Origin of the sequence: Labrenzia sp. THAF187b, assembly GCF_009363375.1 — a bacterium.
GTDB classification, from domain to species: Bacteria; Pseudomonadota; Alphaproteobacteria; order Rhizobiales; family Stappiaceae; genus Roseibium; species Roseibium algicola.
Window position 1 is genome coordinate 4,534,367 of record NZ_CP045344.1, and the last position, 25,191, is coordinate 4,559,557.

At 56.8% G+C, this 25,191-nt stretch carries 24 protein-coding genes; 7 read left to right on the plus strand and 17 right to left on the minus strand.

All coding sequences use genetic code 11. The annotated features are described in order from the left end of the window. The first annotated feature begins 437 nt into the window (after nucleotides 1-437). The 4 genes from uvrA (at nucleotide 438) to trmFO (ending at nucleotide 6,455) form a co-directional block, all read left to right on the plus strand. Nucleotides 438-3,368, plus strand: coding sequence for an excinuclease ABC subunit UvrA (gene uvrA, locus FIV03_RS20900; protein WP_152510840.1), 2,931 nt, complete (start codon nucleotides 438-440; stop codon nucleotides 3,366-3,368). A gap of 244 nt (nucleotides 3,369-3,612) precedes the next feature. Beyond that, entirely contained in the window at nucleotides 3,613-3,762 is a 150-nt protein-coding gene (locus FIV03_RS20905) for a DUF1127 domain-containing protein (protein ID WP_006933294.1), read from the plus strand. A gap of 830 nt (nucleotides 3,763-4,592) precedes the next feature. Next, nucleotides 4,593-4,742 carry a DUF1127 domain-containing protein gene (locus tag FIV03_RS20910; protein ID WP_006933293.1) on the plus strand — a complete coding sequence of 50 codons (150 nt, stop codon included), beginning with the start codon at nucleotides 4,593-4,595 and terminating at the stop codon, nucleotides 4,740-4,742. Between the two features lie 294 nt (nucleotides 4,743-5,036). Next, a complete protein-coding gene (trmFO, locus tag FIV03_RS20915; RefSeq protein WP_173013901.1) occupies nucleotides 5,037-6,455 on the plus strand; it encodes a methylenetetrahydrofolate--tRNA-(uracil(54)-C(5))-methyltransferase (FADH(2)-oxidizing) TrmFO in 1,419 nt (472 codons plus the stop codon). Nucleotides 6,456-6,584: 129 nt separating this feature from the next. Here trmFO and FIV03_RS20920 read toward each other — a convergent pair whose 3' ends face one another. The 5 genes from FIV03_RS20920 to yajC form a co-directional block, all read right to left on the minus strand. Continuing rightward, entirely contained in the window at nucleotides 6,585-7,436 is an 852-nt protein-coding gene (locus FIV03_RS20920; protein ID WP_152510841.1) for a phytoene/squalene synthase family protein, read from the minus strand. 25 nt (nucleotides 7,437-7,461) lie between these two features. Further along, the gene (locus tag FIV03_RS20925; RefSeq protein ID WP_022998711.1) at nucleotides 7,462-7,839 is read right to left on the minus strand and encodes an Mth938-like domain-containing protein; all 378 of its coding nucleotides are present in this window, start codon (nucleotides 7,837-7,839) and stop codon (nucleotides 7,462-7,464) included. Between the two features lie 10 nt (nucleotides 7,840-7,849). After that, nucleotides 7,850-8,800: a protein translocase subunit SecF gene (gene secF, locus FIV03_RS31925; protein ID WP_152510842.1), complete on the minus strand. Its 951-nt coding sequence runs from the start codon at nucleotides 8,798-8,800 to the stop codon at nucleotides 7,850-7,852. A gap of 16 nt (nucleotides 8,801-8,816) precedes the next feature. Continuing rightward, a complete protein-coding gene (gene secD, locus FIV03_RS31930; protein ID WP_152510843.1) occupies nucleotides 8,817-10,427 on the minus strand; it encodes a protein translocase subunit SecD in 1,611 nt (536 codons plus the stop codon). Nucleotides 10,428-10,498: 71 nt separating this feature from the next. After that, nucleotides 10,499-10,834, minus strand: a complete 336-nt coding sequence (yajC, locus tag FIV03_RS20940) for a preprotein translocase subunit YajC (RefSeq protein ID WP_022998714.1) — start codon at nucleotides 10,832-10,834, stop codon at nucleotides 10,499-10,501. 243 nt (nucleotides 10,835-11,077) lie between these two features. Here yajC and FIV03_RS20945 point away from each other — a divergent pair, with 243 nt between their 5' ends. Then, on the plus strand, nucleotides 11,078-11,950 hold the full coding sequence (locus tag FIV03_RS20945) for an ATP-binding protein (RefSeq protein ID WP_152510844.1): 873 nt from the start codon (nucleotides 11,078-11,080) through the stop codon (nucleotides 11,948-11,950). A gap of 119 nt (nucleotides 11,951-12,069) precedes the next feature. Here the strand turns inward: FIV03_RS20945 and FIV03_RS20950 are convergent, their stop codons facing one another. From FIV03_RS20950 to nagZ, 11 genes are all read right to left on the minus strand, one after another. Further along, complete coding sequence (locus FIV03_RS20950) at nucleotides 12,070-13,500, minus strand: peptidoglycan DD-metalloendopeptidase family protein (protein ID WP_209009732.1); 1,431 nt, start codon at nucleotides 13,498-13,500, stop codon at nucleotides 12,070-12,072. A 227-nt stretch (nucleotides 13,501-13,727) separates the two neighbouring features. After that, nucleotides 13,728-14,420, minus strand: a complete 693-nt coding sequence (locus tag FIV03_RS20955; RefSeq protein ID WP_209009733.1) for a protein-L-isoaspartate(D-aspartate) O-methyltransferase — start codon at nucleotides 14,418-14,420, stop codon at nucleotides 13,728-13,730. 20 nt (nucleotides 14,421-14,440) lie between these two features. Next, nucleotides 14,441-15,199 carry a 5'/3'-nucleotidase SurE gene (surE, locus tag FIV03_RS20960; RefSeq protein ID WP_152510845.1) on the minus strand — a complete coding sequence of 253 codons (759 nt, stop codon included), beginning with the start codon at nucleotides 15,197-15,199 and terminating at the stop codon, nucleotides 14,441-14,443. Nucleotides 15,200-15,388: 189 nt separating this feature from the next. Next, a complete protein-coding gene (serS, locus tag FIV03_RS20965) occupies nucleotides 15,389-16,669 on the minus strand; it encodes a serine--tRNA ligase (protein ID WP_152510846.1) in 1,281 nt (426 codons plus the stop codon). A gap of 71 nt (nucleotides 16,670-16,740) precedes the next feature. Then, nucleotides 16,741-17,541: a twin-arginine translocase subunit TatC gene (gene tatC / locus FIV03_RS20970; protein WP_152510847.1), complete on the minus strand. Its 801-nt coding sequence runs from the start codon at nucleotides 17,539-17,541 to the stop codon at nucleotides 16,741-16,743. Then, complete coding sequence (gene tatB, locus FIV03_RS20975; RefSeq protein WP_152510848.1) at nucleotides 17,538-17,966, minus strand: Sec-independent protein translocase protein TatB; 429 nt, start codon at nucleotides 17,964-17,966, stop codon at nucleotides 17,538-17,540. Before tatB ends, tatC begins: the two co-directional genes overlap by 4 nt. 41 nt (nucleotides 17,967-18,007) lie before the next feature. Beyond that, a complete protein-coding gene (locus FIV03_RS20980; protein ID WP_022998722.1) occupies nucleotides 18,008-18,232 on the minus strand; it encodes a twin-arginine translocase TatA/TatE family subunit in 225 nt (74 codons plus the stop codon). Between the two features lie 126 nt (nucleotides 18,233-18,358). Further along, nucleotides 18,359-19,483 carry an ABC transporter ATP-binding protein gene (locus FIV03_RS20985; RefSeq protein ID WP_209009734.1) on the minus strand — a complete coding sequence of 375 codons (1,125 nt, stop codon included), beginning with the start codon at nucleotides 19,481-19,483 and terminating at the stop codon, nucleotides 18,359-18,361. Nucleotides 19,484-19,497: 14 nt separating this feature from the next. Next, the gene (gene scpB / locus FIV03_RS20990) at nucleotides 19,498-20,205 is read right to left on the minus strand and encodes an SMC-Scp complex subunit ScpB (RefSeq protein ID WP_152510850.1); all 708 of its coding nucleotides are present in this window, start codon (nucleotides 20,203-20,205) and stop codon (nucleotides 19,498-19,500) included. Continuing rightward, the gene (locus FIV03_RS20995) at nucleotides 20,195-21,034 is read right to left on the minus strand and encodes a ScpA family protein (protein ID WP_062491667.1); all 840 of its coding nucleotides are present in this window, start codon (nucleotides 21,032-21,034) and stop codon (nucleotides 20,195-20,197) included. The genes scpB and FIV03_RS20995 overlap by 11 nt, the downstream gene beginning before the upstream one ends. An 11-nt stretch (nucleotides 21,035-21,045) precedes the next feature. After that, nucleotides 21,046-22,065 carry a beta-N-acetylhexosaminidase gene (gene nagZ / locus FIV03_RS21000; protein ID WP_152510851.1) on the minus strand — a complete coding sequence of 340 codons (1,020 nt, stop codon included), beginning with the start codon at nucleotides 22,063-22,065 and terminating at the stop codon, nucleotides 21,046-21,048. Nucleotides 22,066-22,182: 117 nt separating this feature from the next. Between nagZ and FIV03_RS21005 the strand changes: the two genes are divergently transcribed. Beyond that, a complete protein-coding gene (locus FIV03_RS21005; protein ID WP_152510852.1) occupies nucleotides 22,183-23,196 on the plus strand; it encodes an alpha/beta hydrolase-fold protein in 1,014 nt (337 codons plus the stop codon). A gap of 18 nt (nucleotides 23,197-23,214) precedes the next feature. On the opposite strand, the gene FIV03_RS21010 is transcribed toward FIV03_RS21005, so the two are convergent. Continuing rightward, a complete protein-coding gene (locus FIV03_RS21010) occupies nucleotides 23,215-24,138 on the minus strand; it encodes a DMT family transporter (RefSeq protein WP_152510853.1) in 924 nt (307 codons plus the stop codon). Nucleotides 24,139-24,270: 132 nt separating this feature from the next. On the opposite strand from FIV03_RS21010, the gene FIV03_RS21015 reads away from it, so the two are divergent. Further along, entirely contained in the window at nucleotides 24,271-25,188 is a 918-nt protein-coding gene (locus tag FIV03_RS21015; RefSeq protein WP_152510854.1) for a LysR family transcriptional regulator, read from the plus strand. The last annotated feature ends 3 nt before the right edge of the window (nucleotides 25,189-25,191 follow it).

Below are 25,191 nucleotides of genomic sequence, written 5' to 3' on the forward strand. Positions count from 1 at the left end.
CAGGCTTCACTCATTTTCCACAAGGCAGCTCACAAACTGCCGCCTGGTTCATCCGCCTAAAATTCGAGCAAAGTCGACAGACACAATCCTTGATTGCGCCAAGTTACAATTTGCTCCACTTTTGTTCCAATCAAGCCCCGATTTTTCTGTCAGGACATTATCTCATGAACTGCGAGGTTTCGGTCACCTATTTCTGCTCGGCTCCTGACGCGGCAATCGTTAATGTACTTGTTTTGTTCTTATCATTTCTGTAAAAGCGATTCAATCAGGCATCGCATCGACAAGTGCCTCAGGCACGATATTGAAAATGCCTCACTGGAAGCTCCGCCCGAAACTGCTATATCGGGGCAAACAGACATCATCGGCAATGGACCATCTTAGCGTATGCGCGAGCAACAATCGGCTTTGGGCGACGCATGCGGTCAGGAAGAACGACAATGAAGACAGCCAAGGGATCGCAGTCGGAAGTAGCCTGGAAGGCGGACCCAACACGGGTCATCAGCATCCGTGGCGCACGCGAGCATAACCTCAAGGGCGTCGACCTGGACCTGCCCCGCGACAAGTTGATTGTCATGACCGGCCTGTCTGGCTCAGGCAAGTCGTCACTCGCCTTCGACACCATATATGCAGAAGGACAGCGGCGGTACGTGGAAAGCCTGTCCGCCTACGCACGTCAGTTCCTGGAAATGATGCAGAAACCGGACGTCGACCAGATCGACGGACTGTCGCCGGCAATCTCCATCGAACAGAAGACCACGTCCCGCAATCCGCGCTCCACGGTCGGAACGGTTACGGAAATCTACGATTACATGCGCCTTTTGTTTGCGCGTGTCGGCGTTCCCTATTCCCCAGCCACTGGCCTGCCGATCGAAAGCCAGACCGTCAGCCAGATGGTCGATCGTATTCTGGAGCTGGAAGAAGGTGCCCGACTCTACCTGCTCGCGCCGATGGTTCGCGGCCGCAAGGGCGAGTACCGCAAGGAACTTGCCGAGCTGATGAAAAAGGGTTTCCAGCGCGTCAAGATCGACGGAACATTCCATGAGATTTCCGAGGCCCCTGCCCTCGACAAGAAATTCAAGCACGATATCGACGTCGTCGTAGACCGTATCGTCGTGCGTGACGATATCTCCGGTCGGCTTGCCGATTCACTGGAAACGGCGCTGAAACTTGCTGATGGCATTGCAATTGCCGAATTTGCCGACAAGACCGACGAGAACGGCAACCCGGAACGGCTGATCTTTTCCGAAAAATTTGCCTGCCCGGTATCAGGCTTCACCATTCCGGAGATCGAGCCGCGCCTTTTCTCGTTCAACAATCCTTTCGGTGCCTGCCCCACTTGTGACGGCCTTGGAACGACACTCGCCTTCGAGGAGGACCTGGTTGTTCCTGACCACTCGCTTTCCCTGCGCGAAGGAGCTGTCCTGCCCTGGGCGAAGACAGGATCGACTTCACCTTATTATGCCCAGACGCTGGAAGCACTCTGCAGTCATTTCAAGGTTTCCATGGCAACGCCCTGGAAGGATCTTCCTTCGGAAGTGCGCGAGGCAATCCTTCATGGAACCGGCAATGCGAAGATTGAATTCGTCTATGATGACGGCGTCCGCAGCTACCGGACAGAGAAGACCTTTGAAGGTGTAATCGGCAATATCGAACGGCGCTGGCGCGAGACGGAATCCACCTGGGTTCGCGAGGAACTGGCAAGGTTTCAATCCGATCATGCCTGCCCGGCTTGCAGCGGGTTCCGTCTGAAGCCGGAAGCGCTTGCCGTCAAGATCGCCGGCAGGCATATCGGTCAGATCACCGAACATTCCATTCGCGATGCAAGTCTCTGGTTTGAAGCCCTGCCGGAGCAACTAAACGACAAACAGAGCGAAATCGCAGGCCGCATCCTGAAGGAAATTCGCGAGCGGCTGAAGTTCCTGAATGACGTTGGCCTTGAATATCTCACCTTGTCCCGGTCTTCCGGAACACTGTCAGGCGGCGAAAGCCAGCGTATCCGCCTCGCCTCGCAGATCGGCTCGGGGCTGACCGGAGTTCTTTATGTACTGGATGAGCCGTCCATCGGCCTTCATCAGCGCGACAACGCCCGTCTTCTGGAAACGCTGAAACACCTGCGCGACCTCGGCAATACGGTGATCGTGGTCGAGCATGACGAAGACGCGGTGCTGACTGCCGATTACGTTGTCGACGTCGGACCAGGAGCGGGTGTCCATGGCGGGCAGATCGTCGCCAAGGGCACTCCCTCCGAAATCATGGCCAATCCCAATTCGTTGACGGGGCAGTACCTGTCTGGCTCCATGATGGTTTCGCGCAACGACGAGCGCAGAAAAATCAACAAGAAGCGGAAGATCTCCGTTCGCGGCGCCCGCGGCAACAATCTGAAGGACATTGACGTTGACGTGCCGCTCAGCACATTTACCTGTGTCACCGGTGTGTCGGGTGGCGGCAAGTCCACGTTCCTGATCGATACGCTCTACAAGGCTGCGGCTCGTCGCCTCAATGGCGCGCGGGACAACCCTGCCCCGCACGATCGCATCGAAGGCCTGGAAGTGCTCGACAAGGTGATCGACATCGATCAGTCACCGATCGGCCGGACACCCAGATCCAACCCGGCGACCTACACCGGTGCCTTTACCCCGATCCGTGAATGGTTCGCCGGCATGCCTGAAGCCAAGGCCAGAGGCTATCAGCCCGGTCGGTTCTCTTTCAACGTCAAGGGAGGCCGCTGCGAAGCCTGTCAGGGCGACGGCGTCATAAAGATCGAAATGCACTTCCTGCCGGACGTCTACGTCACTTGCGACGTATGCAAAGGCAAACGGTACAATCGGGAAACGCTCGAGGTCGAGTTCAAGGGCAAGTCGATTGCCGACGTGCTCGACATGACCGTGGATGAAGCCGCCGTGTTCTTCTCCGCAGTTCCTGCAGTGCGCGACAAGATGGAGACCCTGGCACGTGTCGGTCTCGGCTACATCAAGGTCGGCCAACAGGCGACCACGCTTTCAGGTGGTGAAGCGCAGCGCGTAAAGCTTGCGAAGGAACTCTCCAAGCGCTCGACGGGGCGTACGCTATACATTCTGGATGAACCCACGACAGGCCTGCATTTTCACGACGTCGCAAAACTGCTGGAAGTGCTGCACGAACTGGTTGATCAAGGCAACACGGTTCTGGTGATCGAGCACAATCTCGAAGTCATCAAGACGGCAGACTGGATTATCGATCTGGGACCGGAAGGAGGCGACGGTGGCGGTACGGTGGTTGCAACCGGACGCCCTGAAGACGTTGCCGAGGTTTCGGAAAGCTACACGGGACAATTCCTGCAGGAACTGCTGCAGCGACGTCCGCAACGGGCGCACGACGCTGCGGAATAAGTCTTAACCAGTCTCCAGTTACGTGACGACAGGCACGTGTGCACCGCACACATGCCTTTTTCATTTGTATTTCCGCACGTTCCACGAATCATCCCGATTCTGGCTGCGCAAGCTTTGCTGCATTGCATCAAACGCATGTCAGGCATGCAGAGATGGCACTTCTTTTATTTCGAGTGGTGAAATATATCATTGGACAACAACGGCGCGGAACGCACACGCGTTTCGATAATTAAGGAATAAGAAGATGTTTGACACCGTGCGCCAAAAGTACAGCAACTGGGTAAGCTACCGCCGTGCGGTTGACGAATTGTCCCGCCTTTCGGCCCGTGAGCTTGCTGACCTCGGCATCTGCCGCAGCGACATCAAATTTGTCGCACGTCGTCAGATTGGCTGAATGAAATAAAGAGATCGCGTCCCTAGGCATCCTCCTCCCAGCCGACGGGCGTGTGACACGCAGGGCATCCTCCTCCCAGCCCTGTCACGTCGAAACGTCGCCCGCCAGCACCTCCTCCCGCTGGCGGGCGTTCGTTTTTCTGGCGTCCTGAATTCCTCCCATGCCTGTCTGGTCAGGCAAGAGACACCTCAAAATTCTGACGCTCCAACGCCAAGTGCGACATCCGGATGTGTTCAACTTTCTCCAAGTCGATGTCTCTTCTCTTGCGGTGAAAGCTCGTTCATTCCTCCAAGCGAAGCGATCCCAGTGCGAACGCCCAAGCGATGCGGGTCGGCACAAAAAGGTGTCCACAAGCTGGGTCGTTACCCGAGATGGAATCGCATTCAGATAAATGATTGTCTTCGCTTGTTGCGATGCCGTGTTTTCGAATGGGCCGGTATATCGACAACCTGTTTTACAAACTCGACCGTCTTCTCCGTCTATCGCCGCCAGCCTTCCGTCAGCGCAGATCACTTGTGCGTGCCAGGTCAGTTCAGAGTTTTCAGGCGACACCAAATGACGGACTGATCCGTAAAAAGGAACCGTCCGGACGGCATTTTCATTTCGCACCTGCGAACACTCAAATCATGGCAGCTATGCGAGACATGCGGGCCGTTATGCCATTTCAACCCCATTAAGGCTTTTTTAATCTGCATTTTTTGCATATCAGCTTCGCGATTTCCCCTCTACCTCGCACTGCACAAAACACCTATCTTCCAGCCTGTAAGAGATGAACGGGCCAGACGCCGATCCGCGGTGCCATGGCCATGAGATAGCGAAAGGCCTAAACCATGATCGATACTGTTGTTCGCAAATTCAATAACTGGAAACGCTTCCGTCAGACCTATGACGAGCTGTCCAACCTGTCCAACCGCGAACTGGACGACCTGGGCATTGCCCGCTCCGACATCGCCCGCTACGCGCGCATGTCTGCGAAATAACAAAGCTTCGCGGTCAGAAGGTATCCTCCTCCCAACCTGATGACCGCATCTTCCGCGCTCCATGCGTGGAACTCCAAAAGCGCCTGCCGGTACCTCCTCCCACCGGCGGGCGTTTTTTTTGTTTTGTCGGCAATCATATCGGCGCCTGACTTCAGACCATTCGGTCACATCGATATGGCGCACATTGCGGTCGCCCGACTTTGCCTGTAATCAGGGCGGCAAAGCAATTGTCCGGATCCACCTTGCCGCAAGTCGGTGACGAAAGGCGGCCGGAACAGGTCCCAGGGACACAAAATGACCCCCATCCATATCATTGGCGGCGGCCTTGCCGGTTCAGAGGCTGCCTGGCAGATCGCACAAGCCGGATTGCCCGTCGTCCTCCACGAAATGCGCCCTGTCCGCAAAACGGATGCTCATCAGACCGAAGGTCTTGCCGAACTGGTCTGCTCGAACTCTTTTCGTTCAGACGATTCCGAGCAAAACGCCGTTGGCCTGATACATCATGAACTGCGTCAGCTCGGTTCGCTCATCATGTCTTGCGCTGATGCTCATCAGGTACCTGCCGGCAGTGCACTTGCCGTGGATCGGGACGGATTCTCGAACGCCGTCACGACCGCGCTTCAAAATCATCCGAATGTGACGATCTCGCGTGAAGAAGTCGCGGGTCTGCCCCCCTCTGAATGGGAAAAGGTCATCATTGCAACGGGACCGCTGACCTCACCGGCTCTCTCGGCAGCAATCCTGGAAAGAAGCGGGGAAGATGCTCTTGCATTCTTCGACGCTATTGCACCGATCGTCCATTTCGAAAGTGTCGATCTTTCCAAGGCCTGGTTCCAGTCCCGCTATGACAAGGTTGGGCCTGGTGGAACTGGCAAGGACTATCTCAACTGCCCGCTGGACAAGGTGCAATACGAGGCCTTTATCGATGCGCTTCTTGAAGGTGAAACAGCGGACTTCAAGGAATGGGAAGAAAACACGCCCTACTTTGATGGTTGCCTGCCAATTGAAGTCATGGCTGCCCGCGGCCGCGAAACACTTCGGCATGGCCCGATGAAACCCATGGGCCTGACCAACGCGCATAATCCGGAGGTGAAGGCCTACGCGGTTGTGCAACTGCGTCAGGACAATGCACTCGGCACGCTCTACAACATGGTCGGTTTCCAGACAAAGCTGAAATACGGTGCCCAGGCCGACATTTTCCGCATGATTCCAGGCCTTGAAAACGCACAATTTGCCCGTCTTGGCGGACTTCACCGCAATACCTTCCTGAACTCTCCTAAGGTTCTAGATGGAACCTTACGGCTCAAAGCCGATCCTCGGCTGCGGTTTGCCGGTCAGATCACCGGCTGTGAAGGCTATGTGGAATCGGCGAGCGTCGGCTGCCTTGCCGGACTGTTTGCAGTCCTTGAAGCCCGCGGTCAGGAGATCGTCCCACCACCTGCGACGACTGCCATGGGTGTGCTGCTCGGTCATATTACCGGCGGACACATCACACGGGACGAAGGTGCCGGCAAACCGGGCTCCTTCCAGCCGATGAATGTCAATTTCGGCCTGTTCCCCGAAGTGGACGCACCAACCAAGGATGAAAACGGCAAGCGACTGAAAGGCAAGGACAAGACCCGTGCCAAGAAACTTGCGATGACCAATCGGGCGAAGACCGACTTCTCGGACTGGCAGGCCAAGTTGGACCTTGTGAAACAGGCTGCAGAGTAATCAGTACCGATTGGCCCAATGATCAGGCATGTGCGGCCGGATCGAGTGCATTCTTGATAATTTGCAAACAGGTGCTTTTTCTCGCGGGAAAGCGCCTGTTCGCGTGTCTGGAAATCAGCCCATACGGGATCAGATGGCCTTCAGTACGTTCCCGGACGCTCGCCAGAGTATCCATTGCCGCCTGAGTTGAGACATCTCCGCGACCTGCTTCAACGGATCCAGTTCTTGCCGTTCCAGTTTTTTCAGGAATGGCTCCACAAGAACCAGTGGCAGGTAGGCTGCCTCACAGGCGGTTGGTACATCCTCCGACGCCTGACGCACACGGCCGAGGTGATGGCGGACATGGCCGCGCATTTCAGCAAGCACTGCCCGAAGTTCAGCCGTCGTTTCGCCTCGAAACACTGGCTGGACGTCAAGGTTGTGCCGGTCACAGACGTCCTTCGGCAAATACATCTGCTGCCGCGATGCATGCCATGGAAGTGCGCGCATCAAACCGGTCAGCGCATACGCCACGCCGGCGTGCCCCGCGGCCGTTGCCGTGCCTGCCTCCTTGCCATCATTCAAGACAAGGCAAGCCAGCTGGATCACACCGGAAACGGTTTCACCGGCGTAACCTTCCAGATCGTTGAGAGTTGTCATCTGGTCGTTGTAGAGGTCAAAGACCCTTGCCTCCGCCATTGCCACAAGGCTTTCTTTCGGCAATTCGTATCGGTCGATCGTCTGCAACAAGGCACTGGCAACCGGATTGGACGCAACAGCTCCATGTTCCGTGCCTTCGAGCAGGTCTCGCCACCATTGAAGCCGAACTTCACCAGGAAGCGGTTCCGACACCAGTTCTCGAATGCGGGAAATCTCGGCGCTGTAGGCATAGAGCGCCATCAGGCCATTGCGATGGGTTTCTGGTGCTAACAACGCACTGAGATAGCGGTCCTTGTCAAATTGACGAACCACATCGGCGGCATGATCAAAATCGGTCGTCATAGAGCCCGATAGCCTTTGAGGTGCTTCAGTCGACAGCGATCAGTGCAGCTGCGACAGCCCGGTCTTCCGACAAAAGCACATTGAAGGTCCGAAGCGCGGCGCCTGTCGACATAGGATCGGACAATATGCCCGCCTCCCGAAACAGCGTTTTCAGTTCTGCAGGCAAAGGTCGAAGTTCCTTGCCGGTTCCGACCAAAAGCACTTCAATGTCCGCCTGTTCTTCCAGAACCTTCTGAAAGGCTTCAGGAGTAAAGGCGGACGCATCGCTAACGTCCCAGCCGTAAATTCCGCTCGGAACGCATAACAAGGATCCGCGATGAGACATCCCGGCAAACCGGAAGCCGCCGTTGCCATAGGCTTCGAGCGGCGCCCGACCGGGAAAATGCGCATCGCGGATTTCCATCGTACCGTCCCTAAGCCGACGCTTTCGCCTTTGGATCCTTTTCGCCGTCGTCGTCCTTCGGAGACATGGCCTCCGCACGGAGATTGAACAGGATCAGGAAAGGAGCCGCCAGGAAGATCGACGAATAGGTGCCGATCACGATACCGAAGATCATTGCCAGGGTGAACGACTGGATGACCTCACCGCCGAAGATGTAGAGCGCGAAAAGCGCCAGCAGCGTTGTGAGAGACGTCATGGTCGTACGAGACAGCGTCTCGTTGATCGACATGTCGAGCACTTCCGTCAATGGCCGCTTCTTGTATTTGCGCAGGTTCTCGCGAATACGGTCATATACGACCACGGTATCGTTGAGTGAGTAACCGATGATGGTCAGAACGGCCGCGATACTGGACAACGAGAAATCAAGCTGCAGCAGGACGAACAGGCCAATGGTAATGACCACGTCGTTTGCCGTTGTCAGGATGGCCCCAACCGCAAACTGCCACTCGAACCGGAACCAGATGTAGAACAGGATCGCCAGCAACGAGGCGGCAACCGCGATTGCACCTGCCTGAGCCAGCTCACCCGAAACACGCGGGCCCACAACTTCGACGCGGCGGAAATCCACTTCCTGACCTTCGAAAATGGTTCGCACCTTGCCGATAACGGCCTGCTGAGCAAGTTCGCCACCCGGCTGTTCTTCAACACGGATCAAAATGTCGTCCGACCCGCCGAATTCCTGCACCTGGACATCCCCAAGGTTCAGGGAAGACAGATCGGAACGGATCGAGGCGATATCGGCCGGGCCATCGGTCTTGATTTCGATGATTGTACCGCCCTTGAAGTCGATGCCGTAGTTCAGCCCGACGGTAAAAAAGGCGGCAACGGAGGCGATCACCAGTACGATGGACAGCGGAAAGCTGACTTTCCGCAGCCACATGAATTTGATTTTGGTGTTGTCCGGAACAATTCTCAGCAACATTTGAAAGTCTCCCGGATCAAATCGGCAATTTCGACGGACGGCGGTGGCGGAGCCAAAGGGCTACCAGCAACCGGCTGAACGTGAATGCCGAGAACACTGTGGTGAAGATACCGATGGCCAATGTCACGGCGAAGCCCTTGACCGGACCCGAGCCGAGCTGGAACAGGATCACGGCGGCGATCAGGGTCGTGATGTTGGCATCCAGGATCGTACCAAGGGCACGGCTGAAGCCTGCATCCACCGCAGAAATGACAGATCTCCCTGCCCTTGCTTCTTCGCGAATACGCTCGAAGATCAGCACGTTCGCATCCACCGCCATACCGATCGTCAAAACAATACCTGCAATGCCGGGCAAGGTCAGTGTTGCCTGTAGCATTGTCAGCGCACCGAAGATCAGGAAGATGTTCACCATCAGCGCAAGGTCGGCAATGATGCCGAAGCGGCCATAGGCCAGGATCATGAAGACGATCACCAGACCGCCGCCGATGATCGACGCCAACTTGCCCGCTTCAATGGAGTCAGCGCCGAGGCCTGGGCCGATGGAGCGTTCTTCGATTACGGTCAATTTGGCCGGCAATGCACCGGCGCGCAACAGCACGGCAAGGTCGTTGGCGCCCTCCAGCGTGAAGCTGCCGGAAATCTGACCTGAACCACCTGTGATCGGCTCACGGATAACCGGCGCGGAAATGACTTCATTGTCGAGCACGATTGCGAACGGACGGTTGACGTTCTGCTGCGTGATCTGGGCGAACTTGCGCGCGCCGGACTGATTGAAGCGGAAGTTCACAACCGGCTCGTTGTTGCGCTGGTCGAAGCTGACTTGAGCATCGACAAGGTCTTCGCCCGACAGGAGCGGCGCTTCCTCGAGAAGATAAGGAATGGGCGGATCATCAACCGAAGTCATGATGACAGTGCCCGCAGGCGGACGGTTCTGAAGCGCCTGTTCGCCGGACATGGACGTATCGACCATGTGGAAGGTCAGCTGCGCCGTCTGGCCGACGAGATCTTTCAAGCGTTCCGGATCATCTTCACCGGGCGCTTCGACCAGAATCCGGTCGGCGCCCTGGCGCTGGATGCTGGGTTCTGTAGTCCCCAGTTCATCGACACGACGCCGGATGACCTCGATGGATTGCTGGACGATATTCGTCATGCGATCCTCAAGGCCACGCTCGGAATAGGAAAATCGAACCAGACCGTCTTCCGTCACGGTCATGTCAAACTCATTGACCGCCTGACCGCCAAAAACACTGGAGGCCAGCGGGTTGACGAGTGGTTGCAGACGCTCTTCCGCATCGGCCAGCCGGGTCAGATCGCGAATACGAACCTGAGCGGCGTCTCCCTGAACTCCGAGCCCCGTATACCCAATGCGCGGATCTTCGCGCAGAGTTGACCGGATATCGCCGACAAGCGCCTTCATGCGCTTCTGGATGTAATCCTGCTTGTCGATTTCATAAAGCAGATAGGCACCGCCCTGAAGGTCGAGACCGAGAACCATCTGGTTCTTCGGCAGGAAGTCCGGCCAGCTTTCAAGTTGTTTTTGGGAGAAGAAATTCGGCAGCGTGGTCAGGATGCCAGCGGCAACCACAAGCACGATCAGCGCGATTTTCCAGCGTGCGAAATAGAGCATGGTCAAGCCTTAAATGCAGCCAGGCCGATCTGAACCGGCCCGGCGATATCATCGAAGCGGCGGGGATCGCGTTACGCGTTTTCCTTGGCCGGTTCGGTTTTGGAGCGCACTTCCTGCACCATGGAACGTACGAGACGAACCTTGACGCCCTCGGAAAGTTCGACCTGCACTTCACCGTCGTCTACGACTTTGGAAACCTTGCCGATCAGGCCACCGGTGGTCACGATGGTGTCACCGCGGCGAAGGTTGGCAACCATGTCCTGATGCTTCTTCATGCGCTGACGCTGCGGGCGGATGATCAGGAAATACATGATTGCGAAGATCGCCACGAAAGGCAGGATCTGGATCAAGAAACCGGAAGCGCCTGCCGGACCGGCTGCCTGCGCGTAGGCTGGGGTGATAAACATTCACTTCTCCTAAGTGGCGTTTTTGATGACCACCGACCCCTCTGTCGGGTCTTCGGCAAAAACGCTCTCATTCTGGTGGCGCGGACTATAACTGCGGCACGCCTCATTTCAAGCTTTGCAAGCAGTTTCCAGCGTACCGGTATGGGAATAACTGACGTTTTCGTGTTTCCCGCACCGTGTTAATCCTGCCATCACTTAATTCAGGGCCTGACATGGGCCTTTTTGACAGGGCTTGCAAGAAGAATGAACGCTGAAAACGACCTCACCGCATTAAATGCAAAACTCGATTCCCTGATCGACCTTATCGCACGTGCGGTGCCGGCCCGTCCCGGCAGCCCGGATTTTTCGGTTGCGGACGCTTTCGTCTGGGCGCCTGATCCGGGTGAGCTGCTACCGGTTCAAAAGGTCAATCGCGTCGATATCACGTTGCTTTGTGCGGTTTCCCATGTGCGTGATCTTCTTCTCGACAATACGCGCCGGTTTGCGAAGGGATTACCTGCAAACAACGCGTTGCTGTGGGGCGCCAGAGGCATGGGCAAATCCTCATTGGTCAAGGCAGCCCATGCAGCTATCGCCGCCGAAAACGCATCCACCGGCTTGAAACTCATTGAAATACATCGAGAAGACATCGAGTCGCTGCCCAAGCTCATGAACCTCATCCGTGACGTTTCCTGCAGGTTCATCGTCTTTTGCGACGACCTGAGTTTCGACAATGACGACACCTCGTACAAGTCGCTCAAAGCCGTTCTTGAGGGAGGGATCGAGGGTCGGCCTGACAACGTCATTTTCTATGCCACTTCGAACCGTCGCCACCTTCTGCCAAGGGACATGATCGAGAACGAACGCTCGACAGCAATAAACCCCGCAGAAGCCGTTGAAGAAAAGGTTTCTCTGTCGGACCGGTTCGGGCTTTGGCTCGGGTTTCACAAATGCAGCCAGGACGACTACCTGGATATGGTGCGCGGCTATGCCGCACACTTTGAGCTGAAGATCGAAGCCGACGAATTGCGGGCAAAAGCGCTGGAATGGGCGACGACGCGCGGCAGCCGGTCGGGCCGTGTCGCCTTTCAGTTCATTCAGGATCTGGCCGGCAGGCTCGGCAAGACGATTTCCTGAAATGACAAAGCCCGGCGCAAGGGCCGGGCTGATTGACAAGATTCACGGTTTTTGGCCACGGACTGGCCTTTCTCATCCGGCGGATCGCAAGGTCCCACCGGATACGAGAATAGTTAGCGTCAGCGTCGCGGCAGGTATTTCAGCGGATCGACGGGCTTGTTGCCCTGGCGCAGTTCGAAATGGAGCTGCGGCTGGTTGACTGACCCAGTCGCGCCCGCCAGCGCAACCACGTCGCCCCGACGGATCGTATCGCCCCGCTTGACCTTCAACTCGCTGTTGTGCGCATAGGCCGAGACCCAGCCGTCATTGTGTCGCACTAGGATCAGGTTACCGTAGCCCTTCAGTTCGTTGCCTGAATAGATCACAGAGCCGTCGTCCGCAGCATGAACAGGTGTTCCTTCAGGAACCGCAAGATTCACGCCCTCGTTCTTGCCACCACCCGGCTTCGCGCCGAAGTCGGAGATGATACGGCCGCGAACAGGCCACCGGAACTTCGCATCCGCACTATCGTCTTCCTGAACATTGGCAACGACAGTTGGCGTTTTGATCGGTTCCGTGGGCCGGGCTTCCTGCGTGAGAGCAGGTTGTGGCAGCTTGGTTTTCTCTACCGTTCCCGAAGGTGCCGCAGCAACGGGCTGCGAACCGGCGGATGAAGTCTCCGGCTGACGGCGCGGCGTCGGCACGCTTGAGGCAGACGATCCGGACGAAATGGAAGCTGTCGTCAGAGTTTGATCGGATCCACCGGGCTTGCGCCTCGGCAAGGTGCTGACGCGGACAACGTCGACCTTGCCCTGGCTGATATCAGCAAAGGTCGGCTGCTGACCGTTCTTCTGATCGGGCCTCGGCATCGTTCCGACAGACGTCGGCACGGAGCCAGTCACAACATTATCGCTTCGTCCAGCTGTCGGCAGCTTGACCTTGCCACTTTCGCCTTCAGTCGTGCTCGTTGAACCGTTTCGTTCCGCGTAAACGTAAGTCGGGATGATGACGCTCTGGCCCGGCTGTACCTTTGCCGGGTCGTCAATGCCATTGACAGCAACAATAGCCTGGATCGGAACGCCATACCGGCGTGCCATGGAATTGATGGAATCACCCTGACGCATTTGCACCCGGGTTCCGCCGGCAGACGTCCACCCTTTCCAGCTCCTCACATTCCCGGCCGATGCCACTGCTTCAGGTGCGGGCTGTGTCGCTACTGGTGCTGCGCGGACAGGTGCAGGACGCTGAGCCGTCGTCACCGGCGCCGGCAACGGCGCAGACTGGACTGACGGTGCCCTGTTCGGAATGGATCCCGTTGTCACCGGCTGGGACGAACTTTGTGGAAGCCCTGCGGCGGTCCCTCCAGGCCCATTCACGATATCCCGGTATGTCGGCTGCTTCTGGCCGCCGTTGAGAATATCCCGCTGATTCTGGGTATTGCCCGTATAATAGGGTGGTTCACCAAATCGCTCGACCGCGCTGGAACATCCCGCGAGAGCAACAGCAACCAGCGACACTGTCGCCACCTTGCCCATCAGATCCCTGCGGAGGGTACGCTTCCGCTTCATCATTGCCTTAACTCTAACCGCTGACTGTGGCTGTTATGGTTAAGAGTAGACGGCAGTAAGGTTTATAAAGGCTAAAGACGGTTGACGCTTTCGCTGAAAAACAACGATTTCTCAGTATTGAAGCAAACCAGAAAGCCAGCAATCGCGCCGATTATAGTAAATTTGAACAGGCAAGTGGTCGAGTAAGCTCAACGAATGCATGGGCCCAAGAATCGGCATGAAACATCGTTCTAGAGCTTCTTGGCGTTTCCCGGCTGCAACATGACCGTCCGCACCATCATCAGCGTTTCCGCGGTCACAACACTCTCGGTTTTCTGGAACTTGATCAACGGCTGGGCCTTTTTTGCCTGACCAACCGGCGCGATCAGGATGCCTCCCGGTTTCAGCTGCTGCAGCCAAGGGTCTGGCACTTCTTCCACTGCCGCGTTGACGACAATCCTGTCGTAGGGGCCTTTCTGGCGAATCTCGCTCAAACCGTCGGCCTGCCGGGCTTTCACGTTCGTCAGTTTGAGCGCCTCAAAACGCCGTGTTGCCAGATCCGTCAAGGTGGCGAACCTGTCGAGCGTTTCGACCTGGGCTGCCAGATGGGACATAACGGCTGCCTGATAGCCGGAACCGGTCCCTATCTCCAGAACCACGTGACTGGAGGCGATTGCAAGCGCCTGTACCGTGAAGGCAACGATTGAAGGTGCCGAAACGATCTGCCCGCATTCGATCGGCAGCATTGCGTCTTCATAAGCAAGACTGTGATGGCGTGCAGACAGGAAAAGGCGCCGAGGGACGCGTTCAATTGCAGCCAGTACGTCCCTCGCCCCGACACCGCGCTGTCGCAGTGCCAGAACCAATGCAGCGCGGGCTTCCGCTTCATCCGGCAAAGCGGACGCCATCGTCCTGTTTTCCTTGCCGGGCAATTGACCGGCCATGAACCGTTCCCCCTCAGGGTTTACCCCAAAGCCTCCGCCAAGTGTGTCACCAGGTCGTGGGCTGTCAGATCTATGCGTAGCGGCGAAACGGAAACATATCCATCCGCAATTGCCTGCAGATCGGAATTATCAAGTACGGATTTGCCGCGATCCTGAAAACGCAGCCAGTAATAGGGATAACCACGCCCGTCCGAACGCTCGTCGATGGACAGTCCGCTTTGTTCGTGGTGCCCCTGTACGGTAACCTTGATCCCCTTCACGTCCTTGGCATCACAGGCCGGAAAATTGACATTCAGCAAAGTATATTGCGGAAGTTCGAAATCGATCAGCCGACGGAAGAGCGCTGGTGCGTGGGCTTCAGCGGTCGAATAGTCCGGCTCGGCACGCACATCCCAGTTGTAAGCCTGTGAAACGGCGATCGACCTGATCCCGAGGATGGCTCCTTCCATCGCCCCGGCAACGGTTCCGGAATAGGTCACGTCTTCAGCGAGGTTCTGGCCCCGGTTGATACCCGACAGCACTAGATCCGGTAAACCGGGAAGCACCTTTCGCACGCCCATGATCACGCAATCGGTTGGCGTCCCTTTCAAGGCATAGTGGCGGTCATCGATCTTACGAAGGCGCAGCGGGTCGCTCAGTGTCAGGGAATGGGCAACACCGCTCTGGTCGGTTTCAGGAGCGATTACCCAGACATCGTCGGAAAGAGTCCTGGCAATGTTTTCCAGAACCGTCAGCCCGGGAGACTGAATTCCGTCGTCATTGGTGATGAGGATACGCATCTCGATCTTTGCTCCGTTTTCCCACGAGCTCTTCTGATATCAGGTCCGAAGAGCCCCAAATGAAGATGGACGGCAAACTTGCGCGGTTGCCGTCCATTGCATTCAAAATTCCGGCGGTATGCTGCGACTGAATGCCAGCGCTCCGGATCCAGACAATCCCGATCAGGCCGCCGTTCTCGCCGGTTCCGCTCAGCCGATCTTTTCCAGACCACCCATATAAGGCTTCAGAACGTCGGGAACGGTGATGGTGCCATCGCCATTTTGATAGTTTTCCAAAACGGCAATCAGAGCCCGGCCAACTGCGATACCCGATCCGTTGAGGGTGTGCACGTGGAGCGGTTGCTTGGAGTCGGTAGGCCGGAACCTTGCATTCATTCGGCGCGCCTGAAAGTCGCCGCAAACGGAACAGGACGAAATCTCGCGGTAGGTATCCTGCCCGGGCAGCCAGACCTCGATATCGTAGGTCTTGCGTGCGCCAAAACCCATGTCGCCGCTGCACAAGGTCATCACCCGGTAATGCAGGCCGAGTTTCTGCAGAACTTTCTCCGCGCAGCCCAACATGCGTTCCAGCTCGTTGAGCGAGTCTTCCGGCTTGGTAACGGACACGAGTTCGCATTTCTGGAACTGATGCTGGCGCAGCATTCCGCGCGTATCACGCCCGGCAGACCCGGCCTCGGACCGGAAACAGTAGGTGAGCGCGGTCACACGAAGCGGCAGTTGATCTTCTGGGAGGATCTCACCAGCAACCAGATTGGTCAGCGGTATTTCGGCCGTCGGGATCAGGTAGTGATCCGTAGTGGTCTTGAAGAGATCTTCCTCGAATTTCGGCAGCTGACCGGTCCCGTAGAGCGGATCGCTATGAACCAGAAGCGGCGGCGAAACCTCTATATAGCCGTTTTCCTGGGTGTGCAGGTCAATCATGAACTGGCCAAGAGCACGTTCCAGCCGGGCAATCTGACCCTTGAGGATCACGAAGCGCGACCCAGACAGCTTGGCCGCTGCGGCAAAGTCCATGCCGCCGAGGTCTTCGCCCAGCTCATAATGTTCTTTCGGAGCTTCATTGAACGTGAAGACCGGTTTTTCACCGTGCGTCTTCAGAAGCACGTTGTCGGCTTCATCCTCGCCCACAGGAACATCGTCATGCGGCAGATTGGGGATGACAGCCATAGCCGCTTCCAGATCGGCAATGAGCTTACGCTCTTCTTCTTCACCCGACTGAATGAAAGCCTTGATCTGTGCGACTTCGTCAATCAGCTCCTGCGCACGCGCGTCATCGCCCGAGCCCTTGGCCTTGCCGATTTCCTTGGAGGCGGCGTTGCGCCGTTCCTGGGCTTCCTGAAGTCTGGTGATATGGGAGCGGCGGGAATCGTCCAGTGCGATCAGCTTGGCTGCGGAAGCTTCATAACCCCGTTTAGCCAAAGCCTGGTCAAAGGCGACTGCGTTTTCCCGTATCCATCTAATATCAAACATCTTCGCTTCCCGAACGACGGTCGTTTCAATCCATTCCGTCTGTCAATCCGGGAAGCGTAGCGATCAAGGCTTCAAGCGGCCGCATCCTCGGCTTCGCGTTGAGCCTCCCTTTCGGCACGCTGGCGTTCCACCAGTTTGACGGACAGAATGGAGACTTCGTAGAGAAGCAGCGTAGGCAGCGCAAGACCGATCTGCGAGATCGGGTCGGGTGGTGTCAAAATTGCAGCAGCAGCAAAGGCACCAACAATCGCATATTTGCGTTTTTGACGAAGCGTATCGGAGCTCACCAGGCCTGCCCTGCCGAGCAAGGTCAGCACCACCGGCAACTGGAACACCAGGCCGAAGGCGAAGATCAGGATCATGATCAGGCCCAGGTATTCACTCACCTTGGCAAGATGCTGAATGGCGACCTTTCCCGTTGCCGCAGCCTGTTCCTGAGACAGGAAAAAGCCCATGGCCATGGGCATGACCAGGAAATAGACGAGACAGGCGCCGATCAGGAAAAGCACAGGCGTTGCGGCCAGAAACGGCAGGAACGCACCGCGCTCATGCTTGTAGAGCCCGGGCGCCACGAACATGTAGATCTGGCTGGCCACGACAGGAAAAGCCAGAAAGAGCGCGCCGAAAAGCGCGAGCTTCAGCTGGGTGAAAAACCATTCCTGTGGCGCGGTGAAGATCATCTCCACCGGGTGGCCCTCTCCTGCAGCACGCAGATACGGCACAGTCAGGATGTTGTAGATATCCGTGGCGAAATAGAAGCAGATAACAAACATCACGAGGATCGCACCGATCGACCACATAAGTCGTTGGCGCAGTTCGATCAGATGTTCGATCAGTGGCGCCTTCGAGGCGTCGATTTCGTCCTGGCTCATGCCTTTACATCTTCCGTCACCGGCGCGGTTTTCGGCTTTGCCTCGGTCTCAGCCGGGGCTGCTTCCGTAGGAGACACCTTGTCCGCATTTGCGCTGTCTGCCGGCGGCGACGCCGGTTCGCTGGCTGCCACTTTTGGCTTGTCGGCTTTCTTGGTCGCGTCTTCTTCGATGGATTTTTTCAGATCACCCAGCGGATTGAAGTTGGCAGCCGATTCGACCTGCTTCTTCATGTCCGCGATATCGGCCTGTTGTTCGGCCTCACGCAGCGCGTCGTTGAAGGTCGACTGGAACTCACGCGAAAGCTTTCGCATCTTCCCAATCGTCTGGCCAAGTGTGCGCAGCATGCGCGGCAAATCCTTTGGCCCCACGACGATGATCGCCACACAGGCGATCACCAATAGTTCGGTCCACCCGATATCGAACATGAGATGTATCGTCCCTTAAGGAGACGCGATGCAGATTGAGATCAGCTCGCTTTTGTCTGATCTTCGGCGTTCACGGACGATGCCGTTTCGCTGCTCTTGTGGTCGATGGTCTTCGGAGAGTCGGCTACGTCGTCTTCGGCCATGCCCTTCTTGAAGCTTTTGATTCCCTTCGCAACATCACCCATGAGATCGGAAATCTTGCCACGTCCGAACAGCAGAACAACGACCACTGCGATGATCAAGATCTGCCAAATACTAATGCCCATACGCCAAACTCCTGATAATCGGCTTTAAAAGCCCTTAGGCCCTTCTTACAAAAACGGCCCACTCCCTGCAACATGCCAGTCTATTTGATTTCGATCACTTAGACGGAATGATAAGTTGCCCTCCCCTTAGACTTGGGAAGGTGAACGCGGAAAAACAAGCACGTCTTTCGGATCAGTCGTGACGGCAACGTCCATTCCACGCTCCCAGGGACTGCCCGCACGAACCCTTGCCTGAAGGGGATGATTGAGCCCGTCTATTGCAATAGACAACAAATCGACCTCCCCGACGAATCGTTTCGAACGAATTCTGCCGGGAACACCGCACAATCCGGCATTGTTCAGGACAACGCCTTGTGGCCGAACGCAAACATCAACCTTCTGCCCCGGGGACAATCCCTCCGACGACAAGACGCCGACCGGCGTTTCGACACCTGCCGGGGTCACAACACCTTCCAACTGGTTCAATTCCGAAAAGAACCTGGCGGCAAACAGATCGACGGGCGCCTTGTAGAGGTCTGCTGCCGTGCCGTGCTGAACCAGGCGGCCTTGGCGCATCAGTGCGATCTTGTCGCCCATGCGCATGGCTTCTTCCGGATCGTGGGTCACAATGATGCAGGTGGCACGCGTTTCGCGAATAACCGCGAGCGTTTCATCGCGCACATTGTCTCGAAGACGTTTGTCGAGACCCGAGAATGGTTCGTCCATCAGGAGAATACCGGGCCGGGGAACCAGTGCACGGGCCAGCGCGACACGCTGCTGTTCACCACCGGAAAGCGCGTGAGGATAGTCGGCTGCATAGTCCGCCAGACCGACGCGACCGAGTGCGCTCAGGGCGGCGGTCTGGGCTTCCCGCCTTGGCATATTGGTCAGGCCGAACATTACATTCGCCAGAATGCTCATATGCGGAAAAAGCGCGTAATCCTGGAACATCAGGCCGACACCGCGCTTTTCGGGAGGCTGAAACAGTTCATCGCCGGCGATTTCCCGACCGTTGATCAGTACCCTGCCCTTGCTCTGACGCTCAACGCCTGCGGCAATACGCATCAATGTGGTCTTGCCGCAGCCGGAATGACCAAGCAGACAAAGGATCTCGCCCGGTGCGATGGACAGGCTCAGGTCCTGAACCGATGTCACGCCATCATAATCGTGAGACACATTCTCAAAGACGAGACCAGCGGCGATGGTTGCCCCGGCTGTTCCGGGCGCACCCCAGCTCAGCGTATGGCCATTGCCATTGGTTGAATTCGGCATCTTGCGATCGGGCATCAGGATCCGGCGGTCTCGTCCGCGTCATCATCGTCAAACAGAGACCCGTCTTCTAGTGGATCCTCATCTTCCGTCAATGCGATATCGTCATTGGGTGTCGGCACAAGGAACGAGGCCGGCACGGCGCTGTCCAGAAGCCCCGCTCCCTTCAGCTCCTCAAGTCCTGGCAAGTCTCGGACATTCTCCAGACCGAAGTGGATCAGGAATTGATCGGTGGTTCCGTAGGTGACGGGACGGCCGGGAGTTCTGCGGCGTCCCCGCATTCGTATCCATGTCGTTTCAAGCAGAACATCAAGCGTTCCCTTGGACGTGGAAACGCCTCGAATTTCTTCAATCTCGGCGCGTGTGACCGGCTGATGATAGGCGATGATTGCAAGCGTCTCGAGTGCTGCGCGCGACAATTTGCGCTGCTCTTCGACGTTCCGGTGCATCAGATAGGCGAGATCCTCAGCCGTTCGGAAGCACCATTTCCCGGCAACCCTGACCAGATTGACACCTCTTGAGGCGTAGGTGTTCTGCAACTGCTCGAGAAGGCTCAACACATCCGTGCCTTCAGGCAGACGTAGTGTCAGCTCTTCAAGCGACAGCGGCTCGGACGAGGCGAACAGCAACGCTTCGACCATGCGAAGGCCGGCCGGATCCAGAGGCTTTGATGGAGCGGTTTCCTCGTCGTTTTCCAACTGCAGAAGATCGAAATCAGACGCCATGATCCGGCTCCTTCATGACGGCACGGATATAGACCGGGGAAAATGGTTCGCCCTGCCGGATTTCGACCTGACCTTCGCGCACCATCTCGAGACTGGCGCTGAAGGTGCTTGCGACAATCGTCGCCCAATCCTTGTTGTCGTAGAGATAATCGCGCAGATAGGCATTCATTGGGGCCCATTCACCGACCCGGCCAACCAGTTTGGTGAGCAGTTCGCGCGCTTCCTGCAGCGACCATACCGTCCTGCGCAACACGCGCACGGAGGTTACGGATTGCCTTTGGCGCTGCGTGGCATACGCAGACAGCAGATCGTAGATGGAAGCGTCCCAGATACTCTTGTGTTGCACCGACATGGTTTCAGGTTCACCACGATGGAACACGTCCCGACCCTGCCTGTTCCGGGTCAGGAGTTTTTCGGAAACCTCCCGCATGGCTTCCAGACGCCGCAAACGGAAAGCGAGAGCCGCGGCAAGTTCCTCACCTGTCGGCTCGTCTTCATTCTTCTGCTCAGGCAGCAACAGTTTGGACTTCAGGAAGGCGAGCCATGCAGCCATGACCAGATAGTCCGCGGCCAGCTCCAGCCTCATCCTGCGGGCTTCGGCCACGAATTCCAGGTATTGTTCGACGAGTTCGAGAATGGAAATACGCGCAAGGTCTACCTTTTGCGTTCGCGCCAGGCCTAACAGGAGGTCGAGCGGACCTTCGAAACCTTCCACATCGACAACAAGTTGCGGATCGGAACTCGCACGCTCCTCGGGAGTGCTGACAGAACTGAGAAGATCGTAGGAACCATCCTGCTGTCGCTTCGAGCTGTTTTCCAATTCCGCCATTGCCGCTCCGGTCAAACGCCCTGCCAGCCGGTCAAGGAGTGAAACTCATCAAAGGCCGCAAGCCTGTCAAATTCCGGATCGGGAACCTGGAAGCCGCTCAAGGCCGTCTCGCATCGCCGCCTGGCTTCACCCGAAAGCTCGGGCACCACCTTCGCGACTGCAATCATTTCATCCATATCACCATTGCAGTGCAAAACGATGTCGCACCCTGCCTCGATGATCTTGCCGGACCGTTCCTCGAAGCTGCCTCCAAGCGCCTTCATGGAAATATCGTCGCTCATCAGACAGCCGTCGAAGCCGATTTCACCCCTGATGATTTCCTGAATGACCTTCGCGCTTTGCGTCCCGGCTGTATTCGGATCGATCCCCTCGTACACAATATGGGCTGTCATCCCCAATGACACGTGAGAAAGGGCCTTGAAGGGCCGGAAATCCACGCTTTCCAAAGAAGAAATGGCCGCGTCGACACGCGGCAGCTCCAAATGACTGTCGACACGTGCGCGTCCGTGGCCCGGAATATGTTTGATTACGGGCAAGACGCCCCCCGCCAGAGCACCTTCCGCCATCGCCTTGCCGAGCGTTGCAACGACTTCCGGGTCCTGTGAAAACGCCCTGTCTCCGATAGCATCGACAGTTTCAGGGAACCTGACATCCAGACAAGGCAGGCAATCGACAGTTATACCGACCTGATTGAGATCGTCCGCTATCAGCCGCCCGGCAAGCCAGGCAACTCTTTGTCCTGCTGCAGCGTCCCGGTCGTACAGATCACCGTACGCCTTCGCTGCGGGATACTTTGGCCAATGAGGTGGCTTCATCCGTTGCACCCGGCCACCTTCCTGATCCACCAGAACGGGAGCATCGCTCCGGCCTACAGCATCTCGAAAAGCCGACGTGAGTGTCCTGACCTGTTCCGGCGTTTCGATGTTGCGCGCGAACAGGATCAGTCCCCAAGGGTCTTCCTGCCGGAAAAAGTCGATTTCGGAACTCGTCAGGGTCAGTCCGGCACACCCGGATACAAAGGCTTTGGTCATTGATCCGGCTTAGCCGCAGTGCCGGGAGCCGTCAAGAAATGCAAGTGCTGCCTCTTGCACCCTAGTCACTATCTTGCAATCTAGATGCCCTTCGTCCCAGATCTGATTGGAGCCCCCATGCGCGCGCGTCTCGACATTCCTGCCGGCACCCTGCACCGTTTTTCCCATAGATCTGAAATCCTTGGACGAAACCGGCTGGGAGATACGGCAACGCGCGAGATCCACGTCTATACCCCGCATGGTCATGACGGCAGCGGCTTGCCGCTTCTGGTGGATATCGTCGGATTTACCGCCGGTGGCCCGGCGCACACGAACTGGAAGAATTTCGGAGAGAACGTACCGGAGCGGCTCGACCGGCTCATCCATGACGGTGCCATGCCACCTGTTGCAGTCGCATTTCCCGATTGTTTCACGCGTCTTGGCGGGAACCAGTACATCGACAGCGACGCAATGGGGCCCTGGGCAACCTGGCTGACAACCGAAATGCTGGAAGATGTTGAAAATCGCTTCAAGTGCGGCGGCACCGGCAAGCGCGGTATCTTCGGAAAATCCTCAGGTGGCTACGGCGCGATCATTCACGCGATGAAACACTCAGACGTCTGGTCTGCCGCCGCCTGCCATTCCGGTGACATGGCGTTTGAACTTTGTTACCTGCCTGAAATGCCAAGCGCATTGAGGGCAATTGCAAAAGCGGGTTCAATCGAAGCCTTCGTCAGGGATTTTGAAAAGGGTCCGAAATATCCGGGCAATTCACTTCATGACCTGATGACCTTTGCCATGGCTGCAACCTACGATCCGGATCCCGATCCGGAGGTCTTTTGCGGTATCCGGCTGCCTGTCGATCCGGAAACATGCGAACTCATTGAAGAACGCTGGAATGCCTGGCTGAAGTGGGACCCTGTGCACATCGTAGGTGATCACATCGATGCGCTGAAATCCTTGAAGGGGCTATGGATCGAATGCGGTGATGTCGATCAATACAACCTGGTCTATGGTGCGCGCCGCCTGCACAGGAAACTGAGCGAAGCCAGCGTTGACCACGTCTATCAGGAATTCAGCGATAATCATTCCTCAGTGGATTACCGGCTGGATGAAAGCCTGCCGTTTCTTGCGGAAAAGCTCAGTCAGTGACCTTTGGCGCCAGGCATCTCAGGAAGCCTGGCGGAACTTTCTGAAAGGGTTCGGCAGCGTCAGAATAGCACCTCCTGCCACAATCAGAACGGCCCCAAAGACAGCGACGCGAGTGGGAACTTCTCCCCAGACTGCAAAACCGAAAACAGCCGACAACACCACTGTGCCGTAATACACGGGGGCAAGTGTTGCCGCCCCTGCTCGTCTGTAGGCCGAAATATTCATGGACTGGCCAATAATTGCCAGTGGACCCATCCAGGCAAAAATCAGCAAATCGTTCCAGGAAACTCCCTCTTTGACGATCAGCCAAAGGACCGGCCCACTCAACAGCACCGCGGCAAAGACATTGACATATGCCAGGATCGTGACGGTGTCCTCGCGCTGGGCAATATAGCGCATGATCAGGGCTTCGCAGGCCATGAACACGGCGCCCATGAGCGCTGACATGACACCAGCCAGTGCAAGCTCGTCATAACCCGCAGAACCTTCCGCAGACCGGACCACGAGATATGCACCGGCAGCGCACAGGACACCTGCGACCCAATGACGACCGGTGATCACCTCCTTGAGGACAAGACCAGCCAAAACGATGGCGATGATACCTTTTGTGAGGCCGATTGCAGTTGCGTCCGCCAAGGGCAGAACGCTGGCGGCGTAAATGGAGCAGGCAAGTCCGCCAACACCACAAAACGCTCGCATGAGGTGCAGTTTCCAGAGCGGGCTGACACGCGTGAACACCGGAACACGCTTGACGGCAGCAACACTCACGATCGTTGCAGCTCCCCCAATGAACCGAAGCCATACCAGCACAGCGACCGGCAACAAACCTCCAGACAGTTTGCCTGCGGCAAATATCGGTGTGAAAGCAGCCATGCCGGCAAGTGCAAGCAACAGGGCAAGCAACGTGTTTTCCGGGCGGTGATAGACAGAGTTCTGTGACATTCAGCGGTTCCAGGTAATTTCAGGAAAGTCCTATCACTGCTCTGGCAGCCAAATCAGTCGTGAAAACCCCATAACGGGTATGCGTATACGCATCACATTGCTCCTCTCCCTGTATATTGGTATAACCTACCCATGAACTGGGATGATCTGAAACTGGTTGATGCGGCTGCCCGCATGCGCTCTCTCTCCGGGGCGGCAAAGGCACTGAACATTAGCCAACCGCAACTAAGCCGCCGCCTGAAGAGCTTTGAAGACCGGATAGGCGCAAGGCTATTCGACCGTACGCCGACAGGACTGAAGCCGACGGATGCCGGGCTGCGCCTGATCCCACTAGCAGATGACATGCGCAAGAAGGCGGAGGCGGCAGCACGGATCCTGCCTGATTTGTCCGGATCGGCACTAAAGGTTGTTCGGGTCGCCGTGGACGAAGTCCGTGCGCGGGTTCTGACTGACCGGTTTGAACTGCTGACAGGCCTGCTCGATGGTGTCGAGCTTGAACTGATATCAAGCCACCAGCATGTCAATCACCAGTCACGCAGTATTGAGCTGCAGATCCGCAATTGCCTTCCGGAAACCGACACGTTGATTGCACGGAAAATCGGTGAATTGGCCTATGCAATTTACGGTTCGGCTGATTACGTCGCAAAACACCCCGCCGCCAGAACACCGGAACGTTACAAGCTTTGTACATGGCTTGGCTTTGCTCCAGACGACCTCTGGTATCCCTCGCAGATGCGCTGGCTGGAAACCCGGCTGGCACAGATGCCGAAACTGCGCTCCAATACCATGACGACTCTCATGAACATGACCGCATCGGGAGCCGGATTGTGTCTCTTGCCGGTTTTCATGGGCGACGGTAACCGCGAGCTCGTCAGATTGACTGAGCCGCTTGCGGAACTCACGAACGTCGAACACATCATCGTTCACCGGGACTTGCGCCGGGAACCCGCCGTGCGCCAGGCCATGGATGCCATCGCCGAGGTCTTCCGTCACATGGCACCGCAGTTGCGCGGCACCTCGTTGAACGAACCCGTCGCAGCAGCAGAATAAAAC

Excerpts from the sequence above, each read along its gene's own strand:
- FIV03_RS20925 (WP_022998711.1), bottom strand. The coding sequence starts at position 7,839 with ATGGAAATCCGCGATGCGCATTTTCCCGGTCGGGCGCCGCTCGAAGCC.
- tatB (WP_152510848.1), bottom strand. The coding sequence starts at position 17,966 with ATGTTCGATATCGGGTGGACCGAACTATTGGTGATCGCCTGTGTGGCG.
- FIV03_RS21015 (WP_152510854.1), top strand. The coding sequence starts at position 24,271 with ATGAACTGGGATGATCTGAAACTGGTTGATGCGGCTGCCCGCATGCGC.
- scpB (WP_152510850.1), bottom strand. The coding sequence starts at position 20,205 with ATGGCGTCTGATTTCGATCTTCTGCAGTTGGAAAACGACGAGGAAACC.
- yajC (WP_022998714.1), bottom strand. The coding sequence starts at position 10,834 with ATGTTTATCACCCCAGCCTACGCGCAGGCAGCCGGTCCGGCAGGCGCT.
- FIV03_RS20955 (WP_209009733.1), bottom strand. The coding sequence starts at position 14,420 with ATGGCCGGTCAATTGCCCGGCAAGGAAAACAGGACGATGGCGTCCGCT.
- FIV03_RS20910 (WP_006933293.1), top strand. The coding sequence starts at position 4,593 with ATGATCGATACTGTTGTTCGCAAATTCAATAACTGGAAACGCTTCCGT.
- FIV03_RS20950 (WP_209009732.1), bottom strand. The coding sequence starts at position 13,500 with ATGATGAAGCGGAAGCGTACCCTCCGCAGGGATCTGATGGGCAAGGTG.
- FIV03_RS21010 (WP_152510853.1), bottom strand. The coding sequence starts at position 24,138 with ATGTCACAGAACTCTGTCTATCACCGCCCGGAAAACACGTTGCTTGCC.
- surE (WP_152510845.1), bottom strand. The coding sequence starts at position 15,199 with ATGCGTATCCTCATCACCAATGACGACGGAATTCAGTCTCCCGGGCTG.
- FIV03_RS21005 (WP_152510852.1), top strand. The coding sequence starts at position 22,183 with ATGCGCGCGCGTCTCGACATTCCTGCCGGCACCCTGCACCGTTTTTCC.
- uvrA (WP_152510840.1), top strand. The coding sequence starts at position 438 with ATGAAGACAGCCAAGGGATCGCAGTCGGAAGTAGCCTGGAAGGCGGAC.
- serS (WP_152510846.1), bottom strand. The coding sequence starts at position 16,669 with ATGTTTGATATTAGATGGATACGGGAAAACGCAGTCGCCTTTGACCAG.
- FIV03_RS20995 (WP_062491667.1), bottom strand. The coding sequence starts at position 21,034 with ATGGCGGAATTGGAAAACAGCTCGAAGCGACAGCAGGATGGTTCCTAC.
- FIV03_RS20945 (WP_152510844.1), top strand. The coding sequence starts at position 11,078 with ATGAACGCTGAAAACGACCTCACCGCATTAAATGCAAAACTCGATTCC.
- FIV03_RS20985 (WP_209009734.1), bottom strand. The coding sequence starts at position 19,483 with ATGCCGAATTCAACCAATGGCAATGGCCATACGCTGAGCTGGGGTGCG.
- FIV03_RS20905 (WP_006933294.1), top strand. The coding sequence starts at position 3,613 with ATGTTTGACACCGTGCGCCAAAAGTACAGCAACTGGGTAAGCTACCGC.
- nagZ (WP_152510851.1), bottom strand. The coding sequence starts at position 22,065 with ATGACCAAAGCCTTTGTATCCGGGTGTGCCGGACTGACCCTGACGAGT.
- FIV03_RS20920 (WP_152510841.1), bottom strand. The coding sequence starts at position 7,436 with ATGACGACCGATTTTGATCATGCCGCCGATGTGGTTCGTCAATTTGAC.
- secF (WP_152510842.1), bottom strand. The coding sequence starts at position 8,800 with ATGTTGCTGAGAATTGTTCCGGACAACACCAAAATCAAATTCATGTGG.
- FIV03_RS20980 (WP_022998722.1), bottom strand. The coding sequence starts at position 18,232 with ATGGGCATTAGTATTTGGCAGATCTTGATCATCGCAGTGGTCGTTGTT.
- secD (WP_152510843.1), bottom strand. The coding sequence starts at position 10,427 with ATGCTCTATTTCGCACGCTGGAAAATCGCGCTGATCGTGCTTGTGGTT.
- trmFO (WP_173013901.1), top strand. The coding sequence starts at position 5,037 with ATGACCCCCATCCATATCATTGGCGGCGGCCTTGCCGGTTCAGAGGCT.
- tatC (WP_152510847.1), bottom strand. The coding sequence starts at position 17,541 with ATGAGCCAGGACGAAATCGACGCCTCGAAGGCGCCACTGATCGAACAT.